Genomic DNA, 23964 nt, shown 5'->3' on the forward strand with positions numbered 1-23964 from the left:
CGGGCGGAAGCGCTGGCCGCGCCCTTCGCCGGCTGGGGCGTACCGACGGCCCGCAGCCTGTCAGACTGCGCCCAGGCCGCGCCGGACCTGGATCTGATCGGGTCGGGCGGCATCCGTGACGGTTTGGATGCGGCGCGCGCGATCCGGCTGGGCGCCTGTCTGGTCGGCCAAGCGGCGGGCGTGCTCGAAGCGGCGCTGACCTCGACCGAGGCGGTGGTCAATCATCTGGACTTGATGGCGGCTCAGCTGAGACTGGCCTGTTTCTGCACCGGGTCGGCGGACCTTACTGCCCTGGCTCAGGCGCCGTTGCTGGAAGCGCCGCGTTTCTGAGACAGTTCGGCCTTCAGCGCCCGCGCCGAACGCACCCAGAGAAAACCGAACGATACGCAGCCCTCGCGTGTCCGCACCGCGTGATGCAGCCGGTGGGCCTGAATCCGCCGCGTGCAGAACCCCGACCGCCCAACGATTCCCGTCGGGAAACGGCGGTGCACCAGCCCGTCGTGAAAGAAGAAATAGATCAGTCCATAGGCTGTCACGCCCATGCCGATCGGCAGCATCCAAGGCCAGACGTGCAGCCCGAGAGCCACAAAGACGATGGCCGGGGCGGCGAACACCACCGCGAACAGGTCGTTTTTTTCCAGCACGTCGTCGTGCGGCTCATGATGGCTGCGGTGCCAGGTCCACAGCAGGCCGTGCATGACATAGCGATGCATCGCCCAGGCGAAGACCTCCATCCCTAAAAAGGTGGCGAGGAACAGCAGGATCATCGTCGGCCAGGACATGACCCCATCATAGGCGCTTTGAGGACCGCGCGTCACGACTTGACCCGGCGCGACGTTTCGCCGTCTGTGCGCCCATGTTGAAGGACCTTTTCGTCACCACGCTTGCGCTCAGCCTGATCATCGGCGTGCGCTATCTGTTGGTCGGTGTTGTGACCCATGGCTTGCTGTGGGGCGGGGCGGGACGGGGGCGTCAGTTGAACCACAGGCCGCCGGCGCCGAAACGCATCCGCGCCGAAGTCATCGCGTCCTTGATCGCCTGCCCGATCTACGCCTTGCCGGCCGCATTCGTCATCGAACTCTGGAAGCGCGGCGGGACGGCGATCTACGACGATATCCATGCCTGGCCGCTGTGGTGGCTGCCCATCAGCTTCATCGTCTATATGCTGGCCCACGACGCCTTCTACTATTGGGTCCACCGCGGACTGCACCATCCGCGCATCTTCCCCTGGGCCCATGCCGAGCATCATCGGTCGCGCGATCCCAGCGCCTTCGCCTCCTTCGCCTTCGATCCGGCCGAGGCCATCGCCACCGCCTGGTTCCTACCCGCCCTGACCCTGTTCATCCCGATCCATTGGGGCGTAGCGCTGGCGCTGCTGACCTTCATGACCGCCACCGCCGTGCTGAATCACGCAGGCCGAGAGGTCTGGCCCGCGTCCTGGCTGAAACGCGCTCCGCTGCGCTGGATGATCACCGCCTCCCACCACGATGCACACCACAAACGCTTCAACGGGAACTATGGCCTGTATTTCCGGATGTGGGACCGATGGGCAGGCAGCGAGATTTCTTCCGCTCGGGGGAGAGAGGCTGAGACGCGACCGCTTTGAAGCAGGATGGTTGGGCGTTCTCAGCGGAAGTCAGCGGGCTTTAGGCCATGCCGCTGAAGCTTGTCGTACAGCGTCTTTCTCGGAACCTGCATTTCGCCGAGCACTGCGGATATGTCCCCACGATGGGATTGTAGCGCGTCGCGCAGCAGTTCGCCTTCGAATCTGTTGACGCGGTCGGGGAGGCTCAAGCCTTCATCGGGCGGGCGGATCGTGTCGTCGAGCGACAAGGCGACGCGTTCGGCGAAATGCGCCAGTTCGCGGATATTGCCGGGCCAGTCGGCCTCGACCAACAGGCGTCTTACGCTGTCGCTTATAGAGGGAATATCGACGCCGTGGCGGTCCGCAGCGCGACGCAGGAAGTGGGCGAACAGCAGGGGAATATCTTCTCGCCGTTCGCGCAGAGGCGGTATGCGGAGTCTCACCACGTTCAGACGGTAATAGAGGTCTTCGCGAAAGGCGCCCCCGCGCGCGGCTTCGCCCAGATCGATCTTTGAGGAGGCCAGCACACGCAAATCTAAGGCGCGGGGCTCGTTGGCACCGATGGGATGGACCTCGCGTTCCTCTAGGACACGCAGAATCTTGACCTGAACGGTCAGAGGCATGCTCTCGACCTCGTCCAGAAACAGTGAGCCGTTGTGCGCCCGTTCAACGTGTCCGACCCGGCGGCGCAAGGCTCCGGCGAAGGCGCCGAGTTCGTGTCCGAACAATTCGCTTTCGATCAGCCCGTCAGGCAGGGCGCCGCAGTTGACGGCGACGAACGGCGCCAATCGTCGCCGGCCGCCATTGTGCAGGGCGCGCGCAACAGCCTCCTTTCCCGTCCCAGTTTCGCCTTCGATCAACACGTCCATCCGGGCGTCGGCGATCTGGGCGATGGTGGCGCGAAGTGCGGTGATGGCGCGAGACGATCCCGCCAAAGGCAGTTCCTGTCCGCTTTCGGAGGCCATCGCCAGCAAACGACGGTTTTCCAGCACCAGGCCGCGTTTTTCCAGCGCGCGGTTCAAGCTGTCCTGAAGGCGCTCAAACGGAAAGGGCTTGGCGACGAAGTCGTAGGCGCCATCCTTTATCGCTGCGACGGCGTCGGTGATGTCGCCATGGCCAGTGATCATGATGATCGGCAGGGCCGCGTCCAATGCCTGCAGGCGGCTGAGCAACTGGCGGCCATCAAGGCCGGGCATCCGCAGGTCGGTGATCACAACGCCCGGGAAATCGGCGTCGATCGCTCTCAATGCAGGTTCGGCCCCTGGAAAAGGGCGGACGTCGTAACCTTCCAAGGTCAGGCGCTCGACCAAGGCATGGCGGAAATCGGCGTCGTCCTCGATCAGGGCGACGGCAGTGGGGCGGGCAAACTCCATCATGCGATCCTCAACGTGGCGACAAAGGTCGCGCCGACGTCCTCGTCGACCAAGTCGAGCTCGCCGCCGAAACCGGCGATCAGATCTCGACAGATGACCAAACCCAAGCCGAGGCCATTTGCGCGTGTGGTGACAAAGGGCGTGAACAGTTGGGCGCGCACAGCGGGCGGGACGCCGGGACCATTGTCGGAAATGCTCAATCGAACACGGTCCTTGTCGCGCGAGACCTTCAGCGTTAGTCGCGGCCGATCGCAGCCTTCCAGCGCTTCTGAAGCGTTCTTGACCAGATTGACGATCACCTGTTCCAGGCGAAAGCGGTCGGCGCGTACTGTGACGTCTGCGTCGCCTTCGCGGATCAATTCGACGCCGCCCTCGTCCAATCGGCCGCGCGTTAACAGCAAGGCGCCGTAGATCGCGTCTTCCAGACGGACGATGCCGATTTTGGGATCTGACTTTCTGGAAAAGACCCTTAGGCCCTCGGTGATGGCGCCGATGCGCTGGGTCAGGTCGCTGATCCGCGCCAACGCGCCGCGCGCCTTGGCGGGGTCGTCGCGGTCAAGCAGAACGCCGGCGGTCTCTGCCTGGGTCTGGATAGCGGCGACGGGTTGGTTGATCTCATGCGCCACGCTGGCGACGATCTGCCCCAGGGCGGCGAGTTTGCTGGCTTGGACCAGTTCGTCACGCAGCAGTTCGCGTGCGGTCTCGGCTTGGCGGCGTTCCTCGATCTGGCGATTAAGGGCGGCATTGGCGTCACGAAGCTCGTGGGTGCGTTCGTCAATCAGCCTCTCCAGTTCCAGCCGCGCCTCTTCCTCGGCACGAGCGCGGATAAGGGCCTGATGCCGACGACGCAGGAGCACGACGATGACGCCTGCCAGCAGGGTGACGATCAGGGCCGCAAGCGCCCGCGCGGTTGCGACGGCCGTCCCAATGGATCCGCGATCCGGCGACAGCAGGTGCAGAGTCCAGCCGGGCGTCTCCGTTGGGATCGCCGCATGCATCCAGCGCTGCTCGCGGCCATCGACTGGAGCCTGGATCAGACGCGGTCGATCATTGGGGGGCGTTACGAAGGGGAGGGGGCGCAACGCCTCGGGTTGAAGCGTCTGATCGGTCAATGTCAGCCGCCGTCGACGTTCGTCCAGCGCTTCTGTGGTGCGGAAACGCCATGCCGGCACGCTGGTGATCAGCACGACGCCGCCGGGATCGACAACGTAGGCCGGCTCACCTGACGCGCGCCATTCGGCCTCGAGAGTGGCGAACTCGACTTTGACCACGACGACGCCCACGGCGGAGTTGCTCGACCCGTCAACGCGCCGCGCCAGATAGAGCCCGGGTCGGCCGGACACGGTGCCCAAGGCGAAGAACTCCGCCTGGCCCTGGCGCATGGCGTTGATAAAATAAGGGCGAAACCCATAGTCGGCGCCGACGAAACTGGTCGGCAGGCGCCAGTTGCTGGCGGCGCGGGTTCGGCCGTTGGCGTCGATGATATAGATGGCGGCGGCCCGTGTCTGACGCGCCAAAGTCTCCAGTTTAAGGCTGACAGGATCGCCCTTGGCAGTCTGCGGGGAGCTCAGCAGGGCGGCGATGTCGGGATCGCTCGCCAACGCCAGGGGCAGGGAGCGGTGCTTCTCCAGTTCGCTGCGTAGCACGGCCGCGTGCAGGGCGGCGGCCGCCTCTGTCTGCCGAGCCAGTTCAATACTAGCGTCACGCCGAGCGACCTCGCCCGCCCCGAAAGCCGCCAGGACGGCAATCGTGAACCAAGCTCCCGCCGTTATCAGCCAACGGGAGCGCCAAGGTTTTCGAGCCGAGCCTATGACAGGTGAATGCTGCACATTCCTAGTGTGCGGATAATCGCCCGTAAGGGCCAGTCGCCTGGGCGAAAAACCGCACAGATATCTCGATAAACGCTCCCGCTTTCATAGGAAGTGCTTGGTTATCATAAAGATGGAGACGTTCGATCAATCGCTTTCGCGATGATGGTTCTCGTTGGAAGCTCTAATCAACGGAGCGTGGCGAAGATCGCGCCCATCGAGGAAACTGCGGGATCACCCCCGCACATCAGGAGCCCTTCGTGATCTCAATACCGTCAGAGGCCGCGCCGGTCGTTCGCCGGCCGTTCTATCGCCACCTGTATTTCCAGGTGCTGATCGCTATCGCGCTCGGCGCTCTGATCGGTCACTTCTGGCCGACATTCGGCGAAAGCCTGAAGCCGCTGGGCGACGGATTCATCAAACTGGTGAAGATGGTCATCGCGCCAGTGATCTTCCTGACCATTGTGACCGGAATCGCGGGCATGCGTGATCTTGGAAGCGTCGGTCGCGTCGCCGCCAAGGCCTTCGCCTACTTCCTGGTCTTCTCGACTCTGGCTCTGATCGTGGGCCTGATCATCGCCAATCTGGTGCGTCCGGGCCATGGTCTGAACATCGACCCGACGACGTTGAACGCCGGCGCCGTCGAGCAGTATGCGGCGGCCGCGCACGAGAGCACGATCGTCGGCTTCCTGATGGGCGTCATTCCCGACACGCTGGTCAGCGCCTTCTCGACCGGCAACATCCTGCAGGTTCTGTTCGTGTCGATCCTGTTTGGCCTCGCCCTGGCGTTGGTGGGAGAGCGGGCCCAGCCTGTGGTCGATCTGTTCGAGACGCTCAGCCTTGCCGTGTTCAAGCTGGTCGCCATCGTGATGAAGGCCGCGCCCATCGGCGCCTTCGGAGCCTTCGCCTTTACGATCGGCGCCTACGGCATCGCATCGATCGCCAATCTGGCCGCCTTGATCGTGACCTTTTACGTCACGGCGATCATTTTCGTCGTGGGCGTGCTGGGGCTGGTGGGCGTCGCCAACGGCTTCAACATTCTCAAGCTGATACGTTACCTCAAGGAAGAGCTTCTGCTGGTGCTGGGCACTTCCAGTTCAGAAGCGGCTTTGCCCAGCCTGATCTGCAAGATGGAACGCGCGGGCGCCGCCAAGTCGGTCGTCGGCCTAGTCGTGCCGACCGGCTATTCGTTCAATCTGGACGGCACCAATATCTATATGACGATGGCGGCTCTGTTCATTGCTCAGGCGCTGAACATCGAACTCACCATCTGGCAGCAGATCACGCTTCTGCTGGTCGCCATGCTCAGCTCAAAAGGCGCGGCGGGCATCACGGGCGCGGGCTTCATCACCTTGGCGGCGACCCTGTCGGTCGTGCCGGATGTGCCAGTCGCCGGCATGGCGCTGATCCTGGGCATCGATCGCTTCATGAGCGAATGCCGGGCCCTGACCAACTTCATCGGCAACGCCGTGGCCACCATCGTCGTGGCCCGCTGGGAAAACGCGCTGGATCGCGACGCCCTGACGGCCGCGCTGGACGGACATCCCTTGCCGGTTGCGGCGCTGCCTGACCCTGCGGCGGGGCCTGGAGACGATCTGGTTCTCGCCAAGGACTGACGGCGAGGACGACTTTTGAATGACGGGACCGCCGACATAACGACGGCCCGGGAGGAGGAAACATGAAGATGCAATCCAAGTTCGCACTGATGGCGGGCGCGGCCTCGGCTGTCCTGCTGATCTCGGCGGGAGCGGCTCTGGCTCAGGACGCCACGCCTCAGTCCACGCCAGCGCAGGAGGGCGAGGCGGCGCAGGTCGAGGACATCGTCGTCGTCGGCTCTCAAATCCGCGGCGCCTCCACCACGGCGGCTCTACCGGTAACCGTCGTCACGCAGGAAGAAATCATCGCGACCGGCGCCGTCAGCGGCGATGATCTGCTGCGGTCCATTCCCCAGATGGGTGATGTGCTGTTCTCCAGCGCCAACAATCCTCAAACCTCGAACGCAGCGCGAGGCGACGTCAACTCGGTCAATCTGCGCTCGCTGGGCGTGGGCAACACCCTGGTGCTCTTGAACGGACGTCGGATCGTTCAGCACCCCACGAGCCAAGGGACGTCCGACACCGGCACGGTGCCGGTGCTCAGCTACAACTCCAACGCCATTCCGGTCTCGGGGTTGGAGCGGTTAGAGGTTCTGTTGGACGGCGCCGCCGCCATCTATGGCGCGGATGCGGTCGCGGGCGTCGTGAACACTGTGCTTCAGCAGGATTTCGATGGCTTGGAGATGAAGGCCCAGTACGGCGGCGCGGAGGGTACGCATCGCCGAGAGTTCACCTTCGGTATGTTCGCAGGCAAGGATTTCGAGCGGGGCAATCTGTCGAGCTTCCTCGACTACACCAACCGCACCGCCCAGCAGGCCAGCGACGAACCCTATACCGCCTCTGACGACCGCCGCAGCCTGTTCGCCAACGTGCCGGGCTATGAGAATTCGACCGACACCGATGGGCGCTCTTCCTATACAGCCTGGGCCAACTTCCAGACACCATTCCAGGTCCGTCGGGGCACGACTGCTCTGACGACCGGCGCCGGCGCCTTCCACAATCAGCCTTCCAGCTTCGGCTGCACCGCGCCGGTTGGGGGTGATGTTTGCCTGGCCAGCGGCAATATCAGCTACAGCGGCGCTGGCCGCGAGTTGCGCTATGACGGGGCGCGGGGCACCACCCAATCGCCGGATATCGAACGGTTGAACCTGTTCGTGTCGGGTCACTACGATCTCGACAACGGCGTCACGGCCTTTGGTGAACTCGGCTATTACACGGCATCGACCCAGAACATTCAGCCGCCCACCATCCTGCTGAACCCGCTCTGGATCCCAGCCAGCAACTACTGGAATCCGTTCGGTCCCGTCACCTTCGCCGACGGCACGCGCAATCCCAATCGTCTCGCTGGCCTGACAAACGTCCCCACAACCGGGACGGCCGTTAAGCTGGTTCGGTATCGCTTCAACGATCTGGGCGCCCAGGTGGTGGATGTCGACAACTGGCAGTCCCGCTTCTTGGGCGGCCTGCGGGGCGAATGGCGCGGCTTCGATTGGGAAAGCGCGCTGCTGTATTCGGAAGCCGAGGCCACCGACAGCTCGAACGCCGTCAATCTGACCGCGCTTCAGGCCAATCTCGCCCTGTCGACGCCCGACGCCTACAATCCGTTCAGCGGCGGGTGTGTGAACGACACCAGCTTTGGCGACTGCACGCCCAGTTCTCAGGCCGCGATCGACGCCATCACGACCGACCTGACGCGGGTGTCCAAGACCACGCTGGCGCTGTGGGACTTCAAGGTCAGCCGTCCCGATGTCTTCACCCTGCCGGGCGGACCTGTCGGTATGGCTCTGGGCGTCGAGGCGCGCCGTGAGACCCAGCGTGACGACCGCGACGCTGATCTGGACGGCACCAACGTCTTCCGCGACAGCGTGTCGGGCGAGATCAGCCAGTCCAACATCGCTGCGGTCAGTTCAAACCCCGATACCTACGGCAAGCGCGAGGTCTATTCGGCCTATGTCGAGTTTGCGGTGCCTGTCGTTTCGCCGGAGATGAACATCCCGCTTGTTCGCAGTCTCGATTTCCAACTGGCCGGTCGATACGAGCACTATTCCGACTTCGGCGATGTGGCTAAGCCCAAGATCGCCATGGCCTGGGATTTGGTCGAAGGCGTACGCGTCCGAGGCTCCTATTCCGAGGGTTTCCGCGCCCCGAACCTGGAACAGACCAACGCGGCGCAGTACGGGCGTCTGTCCACCAATAACGATTACATCCGCTGCGAGGCCGATTTGCGGCTGGGTCGGATCACCAACTTCAACCAATGTTCGCAACCCGCCAGCGCCTCGCTGCTGGTGTCGGGCAATCCCGAGCTTCAGCCTGAGGAAAGCACCAACCAGTCCATCGGTCTGGTGTTGCAGCCCTGGTTCATTCCCGAGCAGTTCGGCCGCTTCACTTTCACGCTGGACCGCTGGAAGATCGAGCAAGAGAAGATCGTCGGTCTGCTGGGCGCGCAGTCGAACGTCGTGCTGGACTACCTGAACATCCTGAACGGCACGCGGAACGACAACGTCAACCGGGCGGCGGTGACGGCCGACGACATCGCCTTCTTCCAGGGGAGCGGAATCACTCCCGTCGGACAGATCGTCTCGGTCGAAGACCGGTTCATCAACCTGCTGCCGCAGACGGTGGAGGGTCTCGACATCGGTCTTCAGTGGCGACTGCGCGGCACGCCCTGGGGCAACTTCCGCGCCAGCGTGAATGCGGCGCATCTGACGAAGTTCGACCGTTCTCCGGGCCCCTTGGTCGAGTCGCTGTTCGCGGCGCGTGAAGCCGGTCAGATCAACGCGAATACACCGCTGCCGATCTCTCAGACCCTGCTGGCTCGCAACGGCCGGCCGGAATGGCGGGTGACGGGCTCGTTCACCTGGTCGCAAGGGCCATGGCAGGTGGGCGCATTCACCCAATACAACAGCGCCGTCACCGAAACCGGCTTCCTCAGCGCCCAGGGCGATCCCTGGCAGGTCGATAGTCAGATCACTGGCAATCTGTATGGTCAGTATGAGTTCGGCGACAACGCTGGCTTTGCGTCCGGCACAACGGTTCGCCTGGGGGCTCGTAACATCACTGACGAGCAGCCGCCGTTGACTTCATCGGGCTATCTGGGTGCGCTCTACAATCCCTACGGCCGCTACTGGTACGCCAACATCTCCAAGACGTTCTAAGAGGGGAGAGGCGCGATGACCGACCGTCTCGTTCGATCTCTGGGTGCGCTGGTCGCAGCCTGGGCAGGCATCGCGCCGATGACGCAGGCGAAGGAAACGCAGACGGCCGTCACGGCGGTTGTCGATCCTGCGCCCGCGCCGGCCGATTGCCCGGACTTCGTGCCGCAGCAGACGCGGTGCTGGTCGGGCAGGGCGGTTAAAGGCGGCTATTATTGGATCGCCGTGCCTCAGGACTGGAATGGCGCCCTGATCGTTCACGCGCATGGCGGACCCCGCACCAGCGCACCAGAACCAAACGATCCGCTGGAGGACATGGAGCGGTTCTCCATGACGGTGAAGGAAGGTTTCGCCTGGGCGGGCTCGACCTATCGCCGTGGCGGCTATGGCGTACGGATGGCGGCGGAAGATACGGACGATCTGCGCCAGATTTTCTGGAATGCCTTCGGCAAGCCACGTCGAACTCTGGTGCATGGCCAGTCCTGGGGCGGCAACGTCGCGGCCAAGACGGCTGAGCTCTACGCCCGCGATGCCGAGGGACAGGTCATGTGGGACGGCGTCGTCCTGACCAACGGCGTAATCGGCGGCGGGACTCGCACCTACCGCTTTCGCGCCGATCTGAGAGCGGTTTATCAGTTCTACTGCAACAACCATCCGCTTCCGAACGAGCCCCGATATCCGCTTTGGCAGGGGCTGCCGCTAGAAAGCGATCTAAACCGGGCGCAGTTGGCGGAGCGGGTCAAAACCTGCACGGGCGTGGGCCTGCCGCTTGCTGAGAGGTCGGCTGATCAGAAGCACAATCTGGCGGATATCCTGGCCGTGACGGGCGTGAACGAGGAACAGTTGGTTCCGCATCTGGCCTGGGCGACCTTCCTGTTCCGCGACATGGTTTTGCGCCGTCTTGACGGGCTGAACCCCTTCGACAACAGCCATACGGTCTATCAGGGTTCGCACGACGACGAGGCGTTGAACGCTGGCGTTCAGCGGTTCGCGGCTGATCCGATGGGTGTGGCGCGCTTGGCCTACGACGCGGATCTCAGCGGTCTGATCGTGGCGCCGACGCTGACGATCCACGCCAAAAACGATGCGACAGCCTTCGTCTCCAACGACGCGCTTTACAGGGAGACGGTCGCCGCGGCGGGACGATCGGACCTGTTGGTCCAGACGTTCACAGACGAGTCCGAACATAGCCGCCTATCGCCGCCAGAGTACGTCGGTCTTTTCCAGGCGATGATGCGCTGGCTGGACGAGGGCGTGAAGCCGACGCCCGCTGACGTTGCCACGCTGTGTCAGGTGGCGGCTTCACGCTACGAGGACGGCTGTCATTTCGACACCACCTTCAAGCCGTCGACGGACAGCCGCCCCAACTGAAGCTGCCGCTGCGGCTCACAACGATCTGCTCCAAACGCAACACGGCCCGCAGGCGACTGCGGGCCGTGTCTGTTTGTGCGTGACCTGAAAGATCAGGCCGTCTTGGCGCGGTCCTTGTCGGAGGAGCTGCGGGCTAGTTCGCGGTTCAGCCACAGGGCCAGCAAGGTGCAGATGGCGCCCGAGAGCAGATAGGCGCCGGCGGCGATCAGGCCGAACTGGCTGGAGATCCACAGGGCCGCGAGGGGCGCGAAGCCGGCGCCGAACAGCCAGGCCAGGTCCGAGGTCAGGGCGGACGAAGTGTAGCGGTTGGTAAGGCTGAAGCTGGACGCCACCGGGCCCGAGGCCTGGCCGAACGACAGGCCCAGCAGGATGAAGCCGGAGATCATGAACGTCAGCTCGCCGACCGGGCCACCGTTCAGCAGTTGCGGCGCAAAGCCGGAGAAGGCGGCGATGCCGGCGGCCGTGATCGCCAGCAAGGTCCGGCGGCCGTAGCGGTCGGCCAGAATGCCCGATGCGAGGATGGCCAGCAGGCCGAAGACGGCGCCCACCATCTCGATCAGCAGGAAGCGGACCGGCGTTTCCTTGGTGAACAGGAATACCCACGACAGGGGGAAGACGGTGACCATGTGGAACATGGCGAAGCTGGCGAGCGGCGCGAAAGCGCCGATGGCGATCTTGGGGCCTTCGTCGCGCAGGGCCTGGCTGATCGGCGTGGGTTGCAGCTCGCGTGTCTCGAACAGCTTCTGGAAGGCTGGCGTCACCACAATGCGCAGGCGCGCGAACAGGGCCACGACGTTGATGGCGAAGGCCACGAAGAACGGATAGCGCCAGCCCCAATCCAGGAAGTCAGGGGCCGACAGCGTGTTCAGGAAGAAGGCGAACAGGGCCGAGGCCACCAGCAGGCCGATGGGCGCGCCGAGTTGCGGGATCATGGCGTACCAGCCGCGCTTCTTCTCGGGCGCGTTCAGCGCCAGCAGCGAGGCCAGACCGTCCCAGGTGCCGCCCAGGGCGACGCCCTGGCCGATACGGGTGAGGGCCAGCAGCACCGGCGCCCACATGCCGATGCTCTCATATCCGGGGATGAAGGCCACAGACACGGTGGAGGTGCCCAGCAGCAGCAGGGCGGTCGTCAGCTTGGCGCCGCGTCCGAACTTGCGGTCGATGGCGATGAACAGGACGGTGCCCAGCGGCCGGGCCAGGAAAGCCAGGGCGAAGACGGCGAAGGAGAGCAGGGTGCCGCCCACCGCGCCGGCATAGGGGAAGATCAACTGCGGGAAAACGACCACCGAAGCGATGGCGTAAACAAAGAAGTCGAAAAACTCGGAAGTTCGGCCGATAATGACGCCGATGGCGATCTCGCCGGCGTCAACCTTGCCATGGCCCGTGTGAAGGGCGGCGGCGTCGCGTTCCAGCGACTCTGACGAAGGGGTCGTCGAGGCGGACATGGGCTTGGTCGCTCCGTGTGAGACTGAATTATCGGCCGTACGGCAGGTCGCCGCATTATGACCGGGCGCCCTTTGCGATGAAAGCGGCCTCGTGAGGATAGGACATATTGCCCAATGTCGTTCCTGATTGAGCTTGAGTATCCCGCCGCCTACGAACGCCAACCGTCGCGGCGCCTCCCCCTCGCCCGACGCTTTTCGATTGGATCCGCCTTGCGCCGTCTGCGCCTACTTTTGCTCGCGCCCTTCGTGGCCCTGCTGTCGGCCTGCAACCTGGTCGTCCTCAACCCTGCCGGCGACGTCGCGTCCCAGCAGGGCGATCTGCTGATGATCTCGACCCTGCTGATGCTGATCATCATCGTGCCAGTGATGGGTCTGATCGTCTTCTTCGCCTGGAAGTATCGAGCGTCGAACAAGGAGGCCGAGGCCGACTACCGTCCCGACTGGGACCACTCCACGTCGTTGGAGCTGGTCATCTGGGCCGCGCCGCTGATGATCATTATCTGCCTGGGCGCCCTGACCTGGGCCGGCACCCACCTGCTGGACCCGTATCGTCCGATCGACCGGATCAAGCCGGGCCAAGCCGTCGAAGAAAGCGTCGAGCCGTTGCAGGTCAACGTCGTCGCGCTCGACTGGAAGTGGATGTTCATCTACCCACAATACGGCGTCGCCACCGTCAATGAGCTGGCCGCGCCTGTTGACCGTCCGATCCGTTTCCACATCACCTCGTCCTCGGTGATGAACAGCTTCTACATTCCCGCCCTGGCCGGTCAGATCTACGCCATGCCGGGCATGGAAACGAAGCTGCACGCCGTCATCAACCGTCCGGGCGAATACGAAGGCTTCTCGGCCAACTATTCCGGCGACGGCTTCTCGCACATGCGCTTCGCCTTCCACGGCCTGGATCAGTCCGAGTTCGACCAATGGATCGCCGGCGTGCGCCAGGGCGGCCAGACGCTGGACCGCGATCGCTATCTGGAGCTGGAAAAGCCCAGCGAGAAGGTGCCGGTCATGCGCTTCGGCGCCGTGGACGGCGCGCTGTGGGACGCGATCCTCAACATGTGCGTCGAGCCGGGCAAGATGTGCATGGGCGAGATGATGGCCATCGACAAACAGGGCGGCCTGTCCATGGCGTCGGTGCGCAACACCATGCCGCTGGTCTATGACAAATACGCCGGTCGCGGAAAATCGCCCGCCTACTTCGGCTCTAACGACAGCTACGTCATGACGATCTGCACCCCGCTGCAGGCCGAAGCGGCGGCAGCCGACCGCATGCGCCGCGCCGAACTGGATACGGTCGCCGGACCGACCAGCCTGGAGCGCCTGACCGGGCAGGGGTTGTCGCCCGTTCAGACTCCGATGGCCTCGCTGACGACGCTGGCCCGCAATCCCTTCGCCACGGGGCCGGTTCCGACCGACGTCCGTTCCGCCCCCAACGCCTGAGTGAACACAGTCGATGAACGCTGATCAACTCATTCCGCTAATCTTCGGGCGCCTCACGCTTGAGGCTTTGCCGTTGCACGAGCCGATCCTGGTCGTGACCATGTCGGTCGTGCTGCTGGGCGGCCTCGCCCTGTTCGGCGCCCTGACCTATTTCAAGCTGTGGGGCTATCTCTGGAAGGAATGGTTCACCACGGTGGACCACAAGAAGATCGGGATCATGTACATGATCCTGGGTCTGATCATGTTCGTGCGCGGCTTCGCCGACGCCATCATGATGCGCCTGCAACAGGCGATGGCCTTCGGTGGGTCCGAAGGTTATCTGAACGCGCACCACTATGATCAGATCTTCACGGCCCACGGCGTGATCATGATCTTCTTCGTGGCCATGCCGCTGGTGACGGGCATCATGAACTACGTCGTGCCGTTGCAGATCGGCGCGCGCGACGTGTCCTTCCCCTTCCTGAACAACTTCAGCTTCTGGATGACCACGGCCGGCGCCATCATCGTCATGGCCTCGCTGTTCGTGGGCGAGTTCGCGCGCACCGGCTGGCTGGCCTATCCGCCGCTGTCGGGCATCGGTTACAGCCCCGGCGTCGGGGTCGACTACTACATATGGGCGTTGCAGATCGCGGGGGTCGGGACGACGCTGTCCGGCATCAACCTGATCGCGACGATCGTGAAGATGCGCGCGCCCGGCATGGGTATGATGAAGATGCCGGTCTTCACCTGGACCTCGCTGTGCACCAACGTGCTGATCGTGGCGTCCTTCCCGGTCCTGACCGCCGTCCTGGCCCTGCTGACGCTGGACCGTTACGTCGGCACCAACTTCTTCACGAACGACTTCGGCGGCAACCCGATGATGTACGTGAATCTGATCTGGATCTGGGGTCACCCCGAGGTCTACATCCTGATCCTGCCGCTGTTCGGCGTCTTCTCGGAGATCGCCTCGACCTTTTCGGGCAAGAAGTTGTTCGGCTATACCTCCATGGTCTACGCCACGGTCGTCATCACGATCCTGTCCTACCTGGTCTGGCTGCACCACTTCTTCACCATGGGCTCGGGAGCCTCGGTGAACAGCTTCTTCGGCATCACGACGATGATCATCTCGATCCCGACGGGCGCGAAGATCTTCAACTGGCTGTTCACGATGTACCGCGGGCGCATCCGGTTCGAGCTGCCGATGATGTGGCTGGTCGCCTTCATGCTGACCTTCGTGATCGGCGGGATGACGGGCGTGCTGCTGGCGGTGCCGCCGGCCGACTTCGTGCTGCACAACTCGCTATTCCTGGTGGCCCACTTCCACAACGTCATTATCGGCGGCGTGCTGTTTGGCCTCTTCGCGGCGATCAACTTCTGGTGGCCCAAAGCCTTCGGCTTCAAGCTCGACAAGAAGTGGGGTCTGATCAGCTTCTGGTGCTGGGTGCCCGGCTTCTGGCTGGCCTTCCTGCCGCTGTACGTGCTGGGTCTGATGGGCGTGACGCGCCGGATGCGGGTGTTCGACGATCCCTCGCTTCAGATCTGGTTCGTCATCGCCGCCATCGGCGCCGGCGTCATCGCCCTGGGCATCGCGGCCATGTTCATCCAGTTCGCCGTGTCGATCATCAACCGCGACAAGCTGCGCGACACAACGGGCGACCCGTGGGGCGGCCGCACGCTGGAGTGGGCGACCTCGTCGCCGCCGCCGGCCTACAACTTCGCCGCCACGCCGTACGTCCATGACGCCGACGCCTGGTGGGACATGAAGAAGCAGGGCTATCAGCGTCCGCTGAACGGCTACAAGGCGATCCACATGCCCTCGAACACCGGGGCGGGGATCATCATCTCGGGCCTGTGCCTGGTGATGGGGCTGGCCTTGATCTGGTACATCTGGTGGCTGGCCGCCATCAGCTTCATCGGGGTGCTGGCCGTCTCGATCGGCCATACCTTCAACTACAAGCGCGACTATTACATCCCCGAGGATGAGGTCCGCGCGACAGAAGAGGCGCGCACCCGCGCCCTGGCCGGAACGGAGGCCTGATCATGAGCGCGACTGCGACCGAGATCGACCGGACCGTCTTCCACCTGGAAGAGGAGCCGCACCACGAGGAAGGCTCCAGCACCATGCTGGGCTTCTGGCTCTATCTGATGAGCGACTGCCTCATCTTTGCGATGCTGTTCGCCGTGTTCGGCGTGCTGGGCGGCAACTACGCCGCCGGGCCGGGGCCCAAGGAGCTGTTCGACCTGGAGCTGGTGGCAATCAACACCGCCATGCTGCTGTTCTCGTCGATCACCTATGGCTTCGCCATGCTGGCGATGGATCGAAACAACCAGCGTCAGACGCTCGTTTGGCTGGCGATCACCGGCCTGTTCGGCCTGGCGTTCCTGGGGATCGAACTCTACGAGTTCGCGCACCTGATCCATGAGGGCGCGACGCCGCAACGCAGCGCCTTCCTGTCGGCCTTCTTCACCCTGGTGGGCACCCACGGCCTGCACGTCACCTTCGGCATCATCTGGCTGGTGACGCTGATGGTTCAAGTCAGCATGAAGGGCCTGATCCCCGCCAACAAACGCCGACTGATGTGCCTGTCCATGTTCTGGCACTTCCTGGACGTCATCTGGATCGGCGTCTTCACCTTCGTCTATCTGCTGGGCATGCTGCGATGAGCGCCGACATGAACGACCATTCGCCGGAGTCTCACGAGACCGACCACCTGGGTCACGAGGGGCACAATCACGGCTCCTTCAAGAGCTACATGATCGGCTTCGTGCTGTCAGTGATCCTGACGGCCATCCCGTTCGCCCTGGTCATGACCGGCGTCCTGCCGACCCAGGCGACGGCCCTGATCGTTATGGGCTTCGCCGTGGTGCAGATCGTGGTGCACATGATCTACTTCCTGCACATGAACTCCAAGTCCGAGGGCGGCTGGATCATGCTGGCGCTGATCTTCACGATCATCGTGGTGGTCATCGCCCTGTCGGGTTCGCTGTGGGTCATGTACCACCTGAACACCAATATGATGCCCATGACGCACGACATGGCTCAGATGGGCGGCTGAGGTCGAGATCACGGACCCGTCCTCAGTGCCGGCCGGCGGCAAGGCCAGACGTTCGCTATCCTTCCGCATGGCGGTCGTGGTCGCGGGCCTGGCGCTGTTCGTCGGCTTTCTGGCGCTGGGCGGGTGGCAGGTTCAGCGCCTGGCCTGGAAGACCAATCTGATCGCCCAGGTCGATGCTCGCGTTCACGCGGCCGCCGTCCCATCGCCTGGCCCGACCCAATGGGCCGGCGTGACGCGCGACAAGGATCAGTACCGCCGTGTCGTTGTTCGCGGTCGATTCCTGCACGACAAGGAAACCCTGGTTCAGGCGGTGACCGACGCCGGTGGCGGCTTCTGGGTCGTGACGCCTCTGGTCGACGACCGGGGCTTCACCGTCCTGATCAATCGAGGCTTTGTGCCCGCTGGCCGACGCGATCCGGCCGTTCGCGCCGATGGTCAGGTCGGGGGGGCGCAGAAGGTGACCGGACTGCTCCGGATCACCGAGCCCAAGGGCGGCTTCCTGCGCGCCAATGATCCGGCCGGTGATCGTTGGCGCTCTCGCGACGTCGCGGCGATCGCGGCGCGGCGCGACCTGACGCGCGTCGCGCCCTATTTTATCGATGCGGACGCCAGCCCGAACCCAGGCGGATGGCCGCGCGGAGGACTGACGGTGATCCGCTTCGCCAACAGCCATCTGGTCTATGCACTGACCTGGTTCGGCATGGCGCTGCTGACTTCGGTCGGTCTGTGGCTGTTCCTGCGCGACGGCAGGCGCAACAGGTCGTGACGACGACAACTTTGCAAAGACTGCTGGGCCTGGGGCTCAGAGGTGGTGTCGCGACCCACGGCGGGGCCAACCGCCGCAACATGCTGCTGCTGATCCAGTTGCGCTGGTTGGCGGTCGCCGGGCAGGTGGCGACGATCCTGCTGGTCCAGTACGTGATGCGGATCCCGCTGCCGGTGCTGTGGTTGCTGGCGGCGCCGGCGGGTCTGGTGCTGGTCAATCTGGTCAGTGCGCCGTTGACCGTGCGCACGCAGGAGGTCGAGGACCAGGCGCTGATGATCGCCCTGTTGGCGGATGTGGCGGCCCTGACCTGGCTGCTTTTCCTGACCGGGGGCGCGGCCAATCCGTTCGTGGCGCTGTATCTGCTGCAAGTCGTTCTTGGGGCCGTGCTGCTGGCGCCGGTCTATGCCTGGGGGCTGATCGCCATCACCAGCCTGTGTTTCGCCGGGCTGGGCCTGCATTCCCGCCCGCTGAACCTGCCGCCGGCGCGCGAGGATTCGCTGCTCAGCCTCTATCTTCAGGGCAGTCTGATCTGTTTCGTGCTGATGGCCGTGCTGCTGGTGCTGTTCGTCACCCGGATCAGCCAGAACCTGCGCGAGCGCGACGCCTCCATGGCCGCCCTGCGCCAGCAGACGGCCGAGCATGACCATATCGTTCGCATGGGCCTGCTGGCGTCGGGCGCAGCGCATGAGCTGGGAACGCCGCTGGCTTCGCTGTCGGTGATCCTCAGCGACTGGAAGCGTATGCCGGCCCTGACCCACGATGCCGATCTGGCACAGGACATGACGGTGATGCGGGCCGAGGTCGAACGCTGCAAGGCCATCGTCACCGGCATCCTGATGTCGGCCGGCGAGGCGAGGGGACAGGCGCCCGAGCGCACGACCCTGCGGGCGTTCGTCGCCGATGTGGTGGCCAGTTGGAGCGGCGACGGTGTGGCGGTGCAAATCCGCGATGAACTGGCCCAGAACCCGCCGATCATCGCCGACCCGGCCCTGCGTCAGGTGCTGGGCGTGCTGTTCGACAATGCGGTCGAGGCCGGAGCGAGCCGCATCACCGTGACCACGACACGCACGGACGAGGATTTCGGCATCGCGGTCCGCGACGACGGACCGGGCTTTCCGCCGGCGATCCTTCAGGCCTGGGGCAAGCCCTACAACTCCACCAAGCCCAGGCCCGGCGCCGGTCTTGGCCTCTTTCTGCTCATGAATGTGATCCGGTCGCTGGGCGGACGGGTAGAAGCCTCCAATCCCCCGGCGGGCGGCGCAGAAGTGCGTCTCACCCTGCCGCTTTCGGCGTTGGCTCCGACACACGAGATCGCGCATGACCGATGACGCCAGATTGCTGCTGATCGTCGAGGACGACGAATCGTTTTCGACCACCCTGCGACGCTCGTTCGAACGGCGTGGCTATACGGTCGTCAGCGCCGCCAGTCCCGACCAGATGACCGAGGTGCTGAAGACGCATCGCCCCGGCTATGCGGTCGTCGATCTGAAGCTGGGCGGCCATTCCGGCCTGACCTGCGTCGAGGCTTTGCACGCTTTCGATCCCGAGATGAACATCGTCGTCCTGACCGGCTTCGCCAGCATCGCCACGGCGGTCGAGGCGATCAAGCTGGGCGCCCGGCACTATCTGGCCAAGCCCGCCAGCACCGATGACATCGAAACCGCGTTCGGCCGGGCGGACGGCGACGCCGAGACGCCGCTGGGCACGCGCCCCACTTCGATCAAGACGCTGGAGTGGGAGCGGATCCACGAGACGCTGGTGGAGACCGACTTCAACATCTCCGAGGCGGCGCGGCGGTTGGGCATGCACCGCCGCACCCTGGCCCGGAAGCTGGAAAAGCGCCGCGTCACCTAGTCCAGTTCGGCCGCGATCTGGTCGGCCAGCGCCCGCAAGGTCGCCGTATCCGCCATCGGCGCATGGCCGTGACCCTTCATCTCACGATCGGCCCAGCGCGGCACGATGTGGAAATGCAGATGGAAGACCGTCTGTCCGCCCGCCTCGCCGTTGAACTGCAGGATCGACAGGCCTTTAGGCTTCAGCGCTTTCTCGACCGCCTTGGCCGTGCGTTGCAGGGCGGCGGTCATGCGGGCCAGCACCTCGGGCTCGATCTCCAGCAGATTACGCGCCTGGGACTGTTTGGCGATGATCAGGACGTGGCCTTCCGACTGGGGAAACACGTCCATGAAGGCCAGGACGTGGTCGTCCTCCCACACCTTCACCGACGGAATGTCGCCGCGCAGGATCTTGGCGAAGATGTTGTTGGTGTCATAGGCGCCGTGCAGGCTCATGAGCGGTCTCCGTGCGGTTCGAACCTTCGATAGCAGCGCTGTCCACGGAGGGGGAGCCTTCGCCCACGCCATGCATTATGGTCACGCTTGAACGTAACGAGGCACGTCATGATCCGTTTCATCATCCAGGCGCTGGTCACTATGGCGGGCCTGTGGCTGTCCGCCCAGGTCGTGCCGGGCGTGGACTTCACCAGCACGGGGTCGCTCATCGCCGCCGCCATCATTCTGGGCCTGGTCAACGCCTTTGTGCGGCCGATCCTGGTCGTGCTGACCTTCCCGATTACCGTCGTGACCCTTGGACTGTTCCTGCTGGTCGTGAACGCCGCAATGATCGGGCTGACCTCCATCTTGCTGGACGGCTTCCGCGTCGACGGCCTGTGGGCCGGCATCGGTGCGGCCATCGTGACCGGCGTCGTCAGCTGGATCGCCGGCGCCTTCATCGGCGGTGAAGAGGGGCGGGGCTAACTTCTTCAAAAGCTCGACGAGGTGATGCGAGCCCAAGACGATTCAACACCTTAGTTTGGCCGGTCTGCGCTCGCTTCCTGACGCCTGCGGAAAAGCATGTCTGTCGTCGCTCGGGCCCTTTGCTCGATAAGTCGCTGACGGTCGGGATCGGGGTGGGGCTCTTGCGTCGTCGCCCAGCGTGCTCCGGCCGGCGCCGCCAAATCACGGCATACGCTCAGCGCAAGGCCCCGATGGTAGGCGTTTGCATTACGCTTTTGGCGGTCGGCTTCCCCAGTGACACTGGCCGTTTCGACGGGCGTGAACGTATTTGACTTCCATTGCGCTGGCGGGACCGGCAGAGGGCGACCGTTCTCGATAATCCGGATGGAACTGGGCTCTTCCCAGATCGTGTAGGCCGCAAATGGCTCGATCGTGTCCACATGCTGCACAAGACCACAAATAACCCGTCCGCCGTTTCGAACGTCACGAGCAGTGTGCTCGAGGATGACTGCGGAAGGTCGCTTTTCGAAGACTGTCTGAAGGATGGCCTCGTCCGATGGTCGGGGCGGACGAGCGGTCTCCGTAGCCGAAGCCTGGCTAGCCATGATCACGATAGACATCGCCGCCAGAAACATAGGCTTATCCCACCTTCACCCGCGTCGCCGCCTCGGGCAGGTCCTCGCCGAAGGCGCGCTGGTAGAACTCGGCGATGGTCGGGCGTTCCAGCTCGTCGCACTTGTTCAGGAAGGTCAGGCGGAAGCTGAGGCCCAGGTCGTCGTTGAAGATCTGGGCGTTCTGGGCCCAGGTGATGACGGTGCGGGGCGACATGACGGTCGAGATGTCGCCGTTCATGAAGGCGTTGCGGGTCATGTCTGCGACGCGGACCATGGCGGCGATCCGGCGGCGGCCCTCGGCGTCCTTCCACTCGGGCACCTTGGCGGCGACGATCTCGGCCTCGACGTCGTGATCGAGATAGTTCAGCGTGGTGACGATGTTCCAGCGGTCCAGCTGGGCCTGATTGATCTGCTGGGCGCCGTGATACAGGCCCGTGGTGTCGCCCAGGCCGATGGTGTTGGTCGTGGCGAACAGGCGGAAATAGCGGTTCGGGCGGATAACGCGGTTCTGGTCCAGCAAGGTCAGGCGACCCTGGGCCTCCAGCACGCGCTGAATCACGAACATCACGTCGGGCCGGCCGGCGTCATATTCGTCGAAGACCAAGGCGATGGGGCGTTGCAGCGACCAGGGCAGGATGCCCTCGCGAAACTCGGTGATCTGCTTGCCGTCCTTCAGGACGATGGCGTCCTTGCCGATCAGGTCGATCCGGCTGACGTGGCTGTCCAGGTTCACCCGCACCAGCGGCCAGTTCAGGCGGGCGGCGACCTGTTCGATGTGGGTCGACTTGCCGGTGCCGTGATAGCCCTGGACCATGACGCGGCGGTCGAAGGCGAAGCCGGCGCAGATGGCGATCGTCGTCTGGGGATCGAAGCGATAGGCCTCGTCGATCTCGGGCACATGGCTGTCACGCTCGTCGAAGGCGGGCACGGTCATGTCGCTGTCCACGCCGAAGGCTTCGCGCAGGGTCACGCGACGATGCGGTTCGAGCGTCAGCAGGGGATCAGGGGAGGCTTCGAGCGGGGAGGTCATGGACCTCATCTAGAGGCGCCGCGCGCGCGGCTCAACACGCGCGCGGCCCTTGGGGTCGGTTATTTCGCGCTGAGGCGAACATCCACGTTGCCGCGGGTGGCGTTGGAGTAGGGGCAGACCTGGTGCGCCTTCTCGATCAGGTCGTCGATGACGGCTTGATCAAGGCCGTGATCGGTGACGGTCAGGTCCACGTCGAGGTTGAAACCCTCGCCCTTGGTGTTCTTGCCGAAGCCGACGCCGGCGGTGACCTTGGTGTCGGGGCTGACGGGCGTGCCGGCCTTGCCGCTGACCAGACGCAGCGCGCCGAGGTAGCAGGCGGCGTAGCCGGTGGCGAAGAGCTGCTCGGGATTGGTGCCGTCGCCGCCCTTGCCGCCCATCTCTCTCGGCGTCGACAGTTTGACGTCGATCTTACCGTCGTCGGTGGCCGAACGGCCGTCTTCACGGCCTCCGCCAGACGCCGTCGACTGGGCGCGATACAGAACTTCCATGGCAGGCTCCTTGGGTTGGGATGCTTGAGATGGGAGCCTAACGGCGGACGGGAAGGGGGCGTTGCATCGCAGCTCTAGCCATCGACCGGCGACGCGGGCTAAAGCACCTGCTGGGGCGCGTCGTCGGAGTACGCAGTGAAGATTGCCGAACGCTGGTTCGTGTGGGCGGGCATGGTTCTGCTGGGCGGCATCGCCCTGGCGGGGTTGGTCGTCGCCGTCTATGCGGCGTGGTTGTTCCACGACTTGCCCGATGCGTCGGAGCTGGCAGACTATCGTCCGCCGACCGCGACGCGCGTCTATGCCGGCGACGGCACCCTGATCGGCGAGTTTTCGGACGAGCGCCGGATCTATGTTTCCTACGACCAGATTCCCCAGCCGGTGATTCACGCCTTTCTGGCGGCCGAAGATCGCAACTTCTTCCAGCATGGCGGCATCGACGTGGGCGGCATCGGCCGCGCGTCGCTGAAGAACGTCTTCAACCTGGCGTCGGGACGCCGGCTGGAAGGCGGCTCGACCATCACTCAGCAGGTGGCCAAGAATGTCCTGCTGACCAACGAATCCAGCCTGAACCGCAAGCTGAAGGAAGCGATCCTGGCCAATCGCCTGGAGGCGACCCTGTCCAAGGAACAGATCCTCGAGCTGTATCTGAACGAGATTTTCCTGGGCTATCGCTCGTTCGGCATCGCTTCGGCGGCCTACAACTATTTCGGCAAGTCGCTGGCGCAGCTGACGCCCGACGAAGCCGCCTTCCTGGCGTCCCTGCCCAAGGGGCCGAACAACTATCACCCCAAGCGTCACCCCGGCGCAGCCAAGGGCCGCCGCGACTGGGTGCTGGGCGAGATGGAGCAGAGCGGCTGGCTGACGCCTCAGCAACTGGTCGAGGCGCGCGCCAAGCCTCTGGTGACGCGTGACGCGCCGCAACGGTCGGATTACAAGGACGCCGACTTCTTCGTCGAGGAGGCGCGCCGCCAGGCCGCCGCCAACCCCCAGTTCGGCGAGCAGCTGCGCGCCGGCGGCTTCTATATGCGCACGACCCTGGACCCGACGCTGCAGACGGCCGCGCGCCGCGCCCTGATGCAGGGGCTTGAAAACTACGACCGTCGTCACGGCTGGCGCGGCGGGTGGGGCACGACCGACTTCGCCGACGGCTGGCAGGCGGTCGCGCTGAAGGAACAGGCGCCGCCCGAGCGCCGCAGCTGGCAGGCCGCCGCCATCGAAAGCGTCAGCGGCAACACGGTTCGCATCCGCACCGCCCGCGACGACAAGTCCGGTACGCTGCTGGCTTCGGACGCCGCCTGGGCCAATGCCAATCGTCAGCTGAAGCGCGGCGAACTGATCTTCGTGGAGCCGCAGGGGGGGCAGTTCGCCCTGAAGCAGGTGCCGCGCGTCAACGGGGCGCTGGTCGCCATCGAGCCTCAGTCCGGCCGCGTGCTGGCGATGGTCGGCGGCTATTCCTATGCGCTGTCCAGCTTTAACCGGGCGACCCAGGCCCGGCGCCAACCGGGCTCGGCCTTCAAACCCTTCGTCTAT

At 64.4% G+C, this 23964-nt stretch carries 21 protein-coding genes; 14 read left to right on the top strand and 7 right to left on the bottom strand.

What is annotated here, in order from left to right:
• On the top strand, positions 1-330 hold a 330-nt coding region (locus B3T77_RS08850), incomplete at its 5' end, for an alpha-hydroxy-acid oxidizing protein (RefSeq protein ID WP_292078923.1).
• On the opposite strand, the gene B3T77_RS08855 is transcribed toward B3T77_RS08850, so the two are convergent.
• A complete protein-coding gene (locus B3T77_RS08855) occupies positions 297-767 on the bottom strand; it encodes a sterol desaturase family protein (protein ID WP_292078924.1) in 471 nt (156 codons plus the stop codon). The genes B3T77_RS08850 and B3T77_RS08855 overlap by 34 nt on opposite strands.
• 89 nt (positions 768-856) lie before the next feature.
• On the opposite strand from B3T77_RS08855, the gene B3T77_RS08860 reads away from it, so the two are divergent.
• Positions 857-1606 (top strand): sterol desaturase family protein, encoded by a 750-nt coding sequence (locus B3T77_RS08860; RefSeq protein ID WP_292078925.1) that lies wholly within the window; start codon positions 857-859, stop codon positions 1604-1606.
• 20 nt (positions 1607-1626) lie between these two features.
• Here B3T77_RS08860 and B3T77_RS08865 read toward each other — a convergent pair whose 3' ends face one another.
• Together B3T77_RS08865 and B3T77_RS08870 are read right to left on the bottom strand one after the other, a co-directional pair.
• Positions 1627-2961: a sigma-54 dependent transcriptional regulator gene (locus B3T77_RS08865; RefSeq protein ID WP_349681216.1), complete on the bottom strand. Its 1335-nt coding sequence runs from the start codon at positions 2959-2961 to the stop codon at positions 1627-1629.
• Positions 2958-4787, bottom strand: a complete 1830-nt coding sequence (locus B3T77_RS08870) for a sensor histidine kinase (RefSeq protein ID WP_409514554.1) — start codon at positions 4785-4787, stop codon at positions 2958-2960. The genes B3T77_RS08865 and B3T77_RS08870 overlap by 4 nt, the downstream gene beginning before the upstream one ends.
• Positions 4788-5029: 242 nt before the next feature.
• Between B3T77_RS08870 and B3T77_RS08875 the strand changes: the two genes are divergently transcribed.
• From B3T77_RS08875 to B3T77_RS08885, 3 genes are all read left to right on the top strand, one after another.
• On the top strand, positions 5030-6382 hold the full coding sequence (locus tag B3T77_RS08875) for a dicarboxylate/amino acid:cation symporter (protein ID WP_409514556.1): 1353 nt from the start codon (positions 5030-5032) through the stop codon (positions 6380-6382).
• A gap of 62 nt (positions 6383-6444) precedes the next feature.
• The gene (locus tag B3T77_RS08880) at positions 6445-9516 is read left to right on the top strand and encodes a TonB-dependent receptor domain-containing protein (RefSeq protein ID WP_292078927.1); all 3072 of its coding nucleotides are present in this window, start codon (positions 6445-6447) and stop codon (positions 9514-9516) included.
• Positions 9517-9531: 15 nt separating this feature from the next.
• On the top strand, positions 9532-10884 hold the full coding sequence (locus B3T77_RS08885; protein ID WP_292078928.1) for a hypothetical protein: 1353 nt from the start codon (positions 9532-9534) through the stop codon (positions 10882-10884).
• Positions 10885-10976: 92 nt separating this feature from the next.
• Here B3T77_RS08885 and B3T77_RS08890 read toward each other — a convergent pair whose 3' ends face one another.
• Positions 10977-12329 (bottom strand): MFS transporter, encoded by a 1353-nt coding sequence (locus tag B3T77_RS08890; RefSeq protein ID WP_017504041.1) that lies wholly within the window; start codon positions 12327-12329, stop codon positions 10977-10979.
• 210 nt (positions 12330-12539) lie between these two features.
• Between B3T77_RS08890 and cyoA the strand changes: the two genes are divergently transcribed.
• From cyoA to B3T77_RS08925, 7 genes are read left to right on the top strand one after another with little or no spacing between them, the layout of a single operon-like run.
• Positions 12540-13769: a ubiquinol oxidase subunit II gene (gene cyoA, locus B3T77_RS08895; RefSeq protein ID WP_292078929.1), complete on the top strand. Its 1230-nt coding sequence runs from the start codon at positions 12540-12542 to the stop codon at positions 13767-13769.
• 13 nt (positions 13770-13782) lie between these two features.
• Positions 13783-15786 carry a cytochrome o ubiquinol oxidase subunit I gene (gene cyoB, locus B3T77_RS08900; protein WP_066551339.1) on the top strand — a complete coding sequence of 668 codons (2004 nt, stop codon included), beginning with the start codon at positions 13783-13785 and terminating at the stop codon, positions 15784-15786.
• Positions 15787-15788: 2 nt separating this feature from the next.
• The gene (gene cyoC, locus B3T77_RS08905) at positions 15789-16412 is read left to right on the top strand and encodes a cytochrome o ubiquinol oxidase subunit III (RefSeq protein ID WP_039248366.1); all 624 of its coding nucleotides are present in this window, start codon (positions 15789-15791) and stop codon (positions 16410-16412) included.
• Positions 16409-16804 (top strand): cytochrome o ubiquinol oxidase subunit IV, encoded by a 396-nt coding sequence (gene cyoD / locus B3T77_RS08910; RefSeq protein ID WP_082465001.1) that lies wholly within the window; start codon positions 16409-16411, stop codon positions 16802-16804. The genes cyoC and cyoD overlap by 4 nt, the downstream gene beginning before the upstream one ends.
• Positions 16805-16829: 25 nt before the next feature.
• Positions 16830-17570 (top strand): SURF1 family protein, encoded by a 741-nt coding sequence (locus tag B3T77_RS08915; protein ID WP_414633153.1) that lies wholly within the window; start codon positions 16830-16832, stop codon positions 17568-17570.
• The gene (locus B3T77_RS08920) at positions 17567-18898 is read left to right on the top strand and encodes an ATP-binding protein (RefSeq protein ID WP_292078930.1); all 1332 of its coding nucleotides are present in this window, start codon (positions 17567-17569) and stop codon (positions 18896-18898) included. The genes B3T77_RS08915 and B3T77_RS08920 overlap by 4 nt, the downstream gene beginning before the upstream one ends.
• Positions 18888-19424 carry a response regulator transcription factor gene (locus B3T77_RS08925; protein WP_066626535.1) on the top strand — a complete coding sequence of 179 codons (537 nt, stop codon included), beginning with the start codon at positions 18888-18890 and terminating at the stop codon, positions 19422-19424. The genes B3T77_RS08920 and B3T77_RS08925 overlap by 11 nt, the downstream gene beginning before the upstream one ends.
• Here B3T77_RS08925 and B3T77_RS08930 read toward each other — a convergent pair.
• Positions 19421-19858 carry an HIT family protein gene (locus tag B3T77_RS08930; RefSeq protein ID WP_292078931.1) on the bottom strand — a complete coding sequence of 146 codons (438 nt, stop codon included), beginning with the start codon at positions 19856-19858 and terminating at the stop codon, positions 19421-19423. The genes B3T77_RS08925 and B3T77_RS08930 overlap by 4 nt on opposite strands.
• Before the next feature lie 108 nt (positions 19859-19966).
• Here B3T77_RS08930 and B3T77_RS08935 point away from each other — a divergent pair, with 108 nt between their 5' ends.
• The gene (locus B3T77_RS08935; protein WP_284877355.1) at positions 19967-20323 is read left to right on the top strand and encodes a phage holin family protein; all 357 of its coding nucleotides are present in this window, start codon (positions 19967-19969) and stop codon (positions 20321-20323) included.
• Positions 20324-20941: 618 nt separating this feature from the next.
• On the opposite strand, the gene cobS is transcribed toward B3T77_RS08935, so the two are convergent.
• Both cobS and B3T77_RS08945 read right to left on the bottom strand, forming a co-directional pair.
• Positions 20942-21946, bottom strand: a complete 1005-nt coding sequence (gene cobS / locus B3T77_RS08940) for a cobaltochelatase subunit CobS (protein ID WP_292078933.1) — start codon at positions 21944-21946, stop codon at positions 20942-20944.
• A 59-nt stretch (positions 21947-22005) separates the two neighbouring features.
• Entirely contained in the window at positions 22006-22434 is a 429-nt protein-coding gene (locus B3T77_RS08945) for an organic hydroperoxide resistance protein (protein ID WP_292078934.1), read from the bottom strand.
• A gap of 135 nt (positions 22435-22569) precedes the next feature.
• Between B3T77_RS08945 and B3T77_RS08950 the strand changes: the two genes are divergently transcribed.
• A partial coding sequence (locus B3T77_RS08950; RefSeq protein WP_349681217.1) for a penicillin-binding protein 1A occupies positions 22570-23964 on the top strand: 1395 nt, incomplete at its 3' end.

It is taken from the genome of Brevundimonas sp. UBA7838 (assembly GCF_002500885.1).
GTDB lineage: Bacteria > Pseudomonadota > Alphaproteobacteria > Caulobacterales > Caulobacteraceae > Brevundimonas > Brevundimonas vesicularis_C.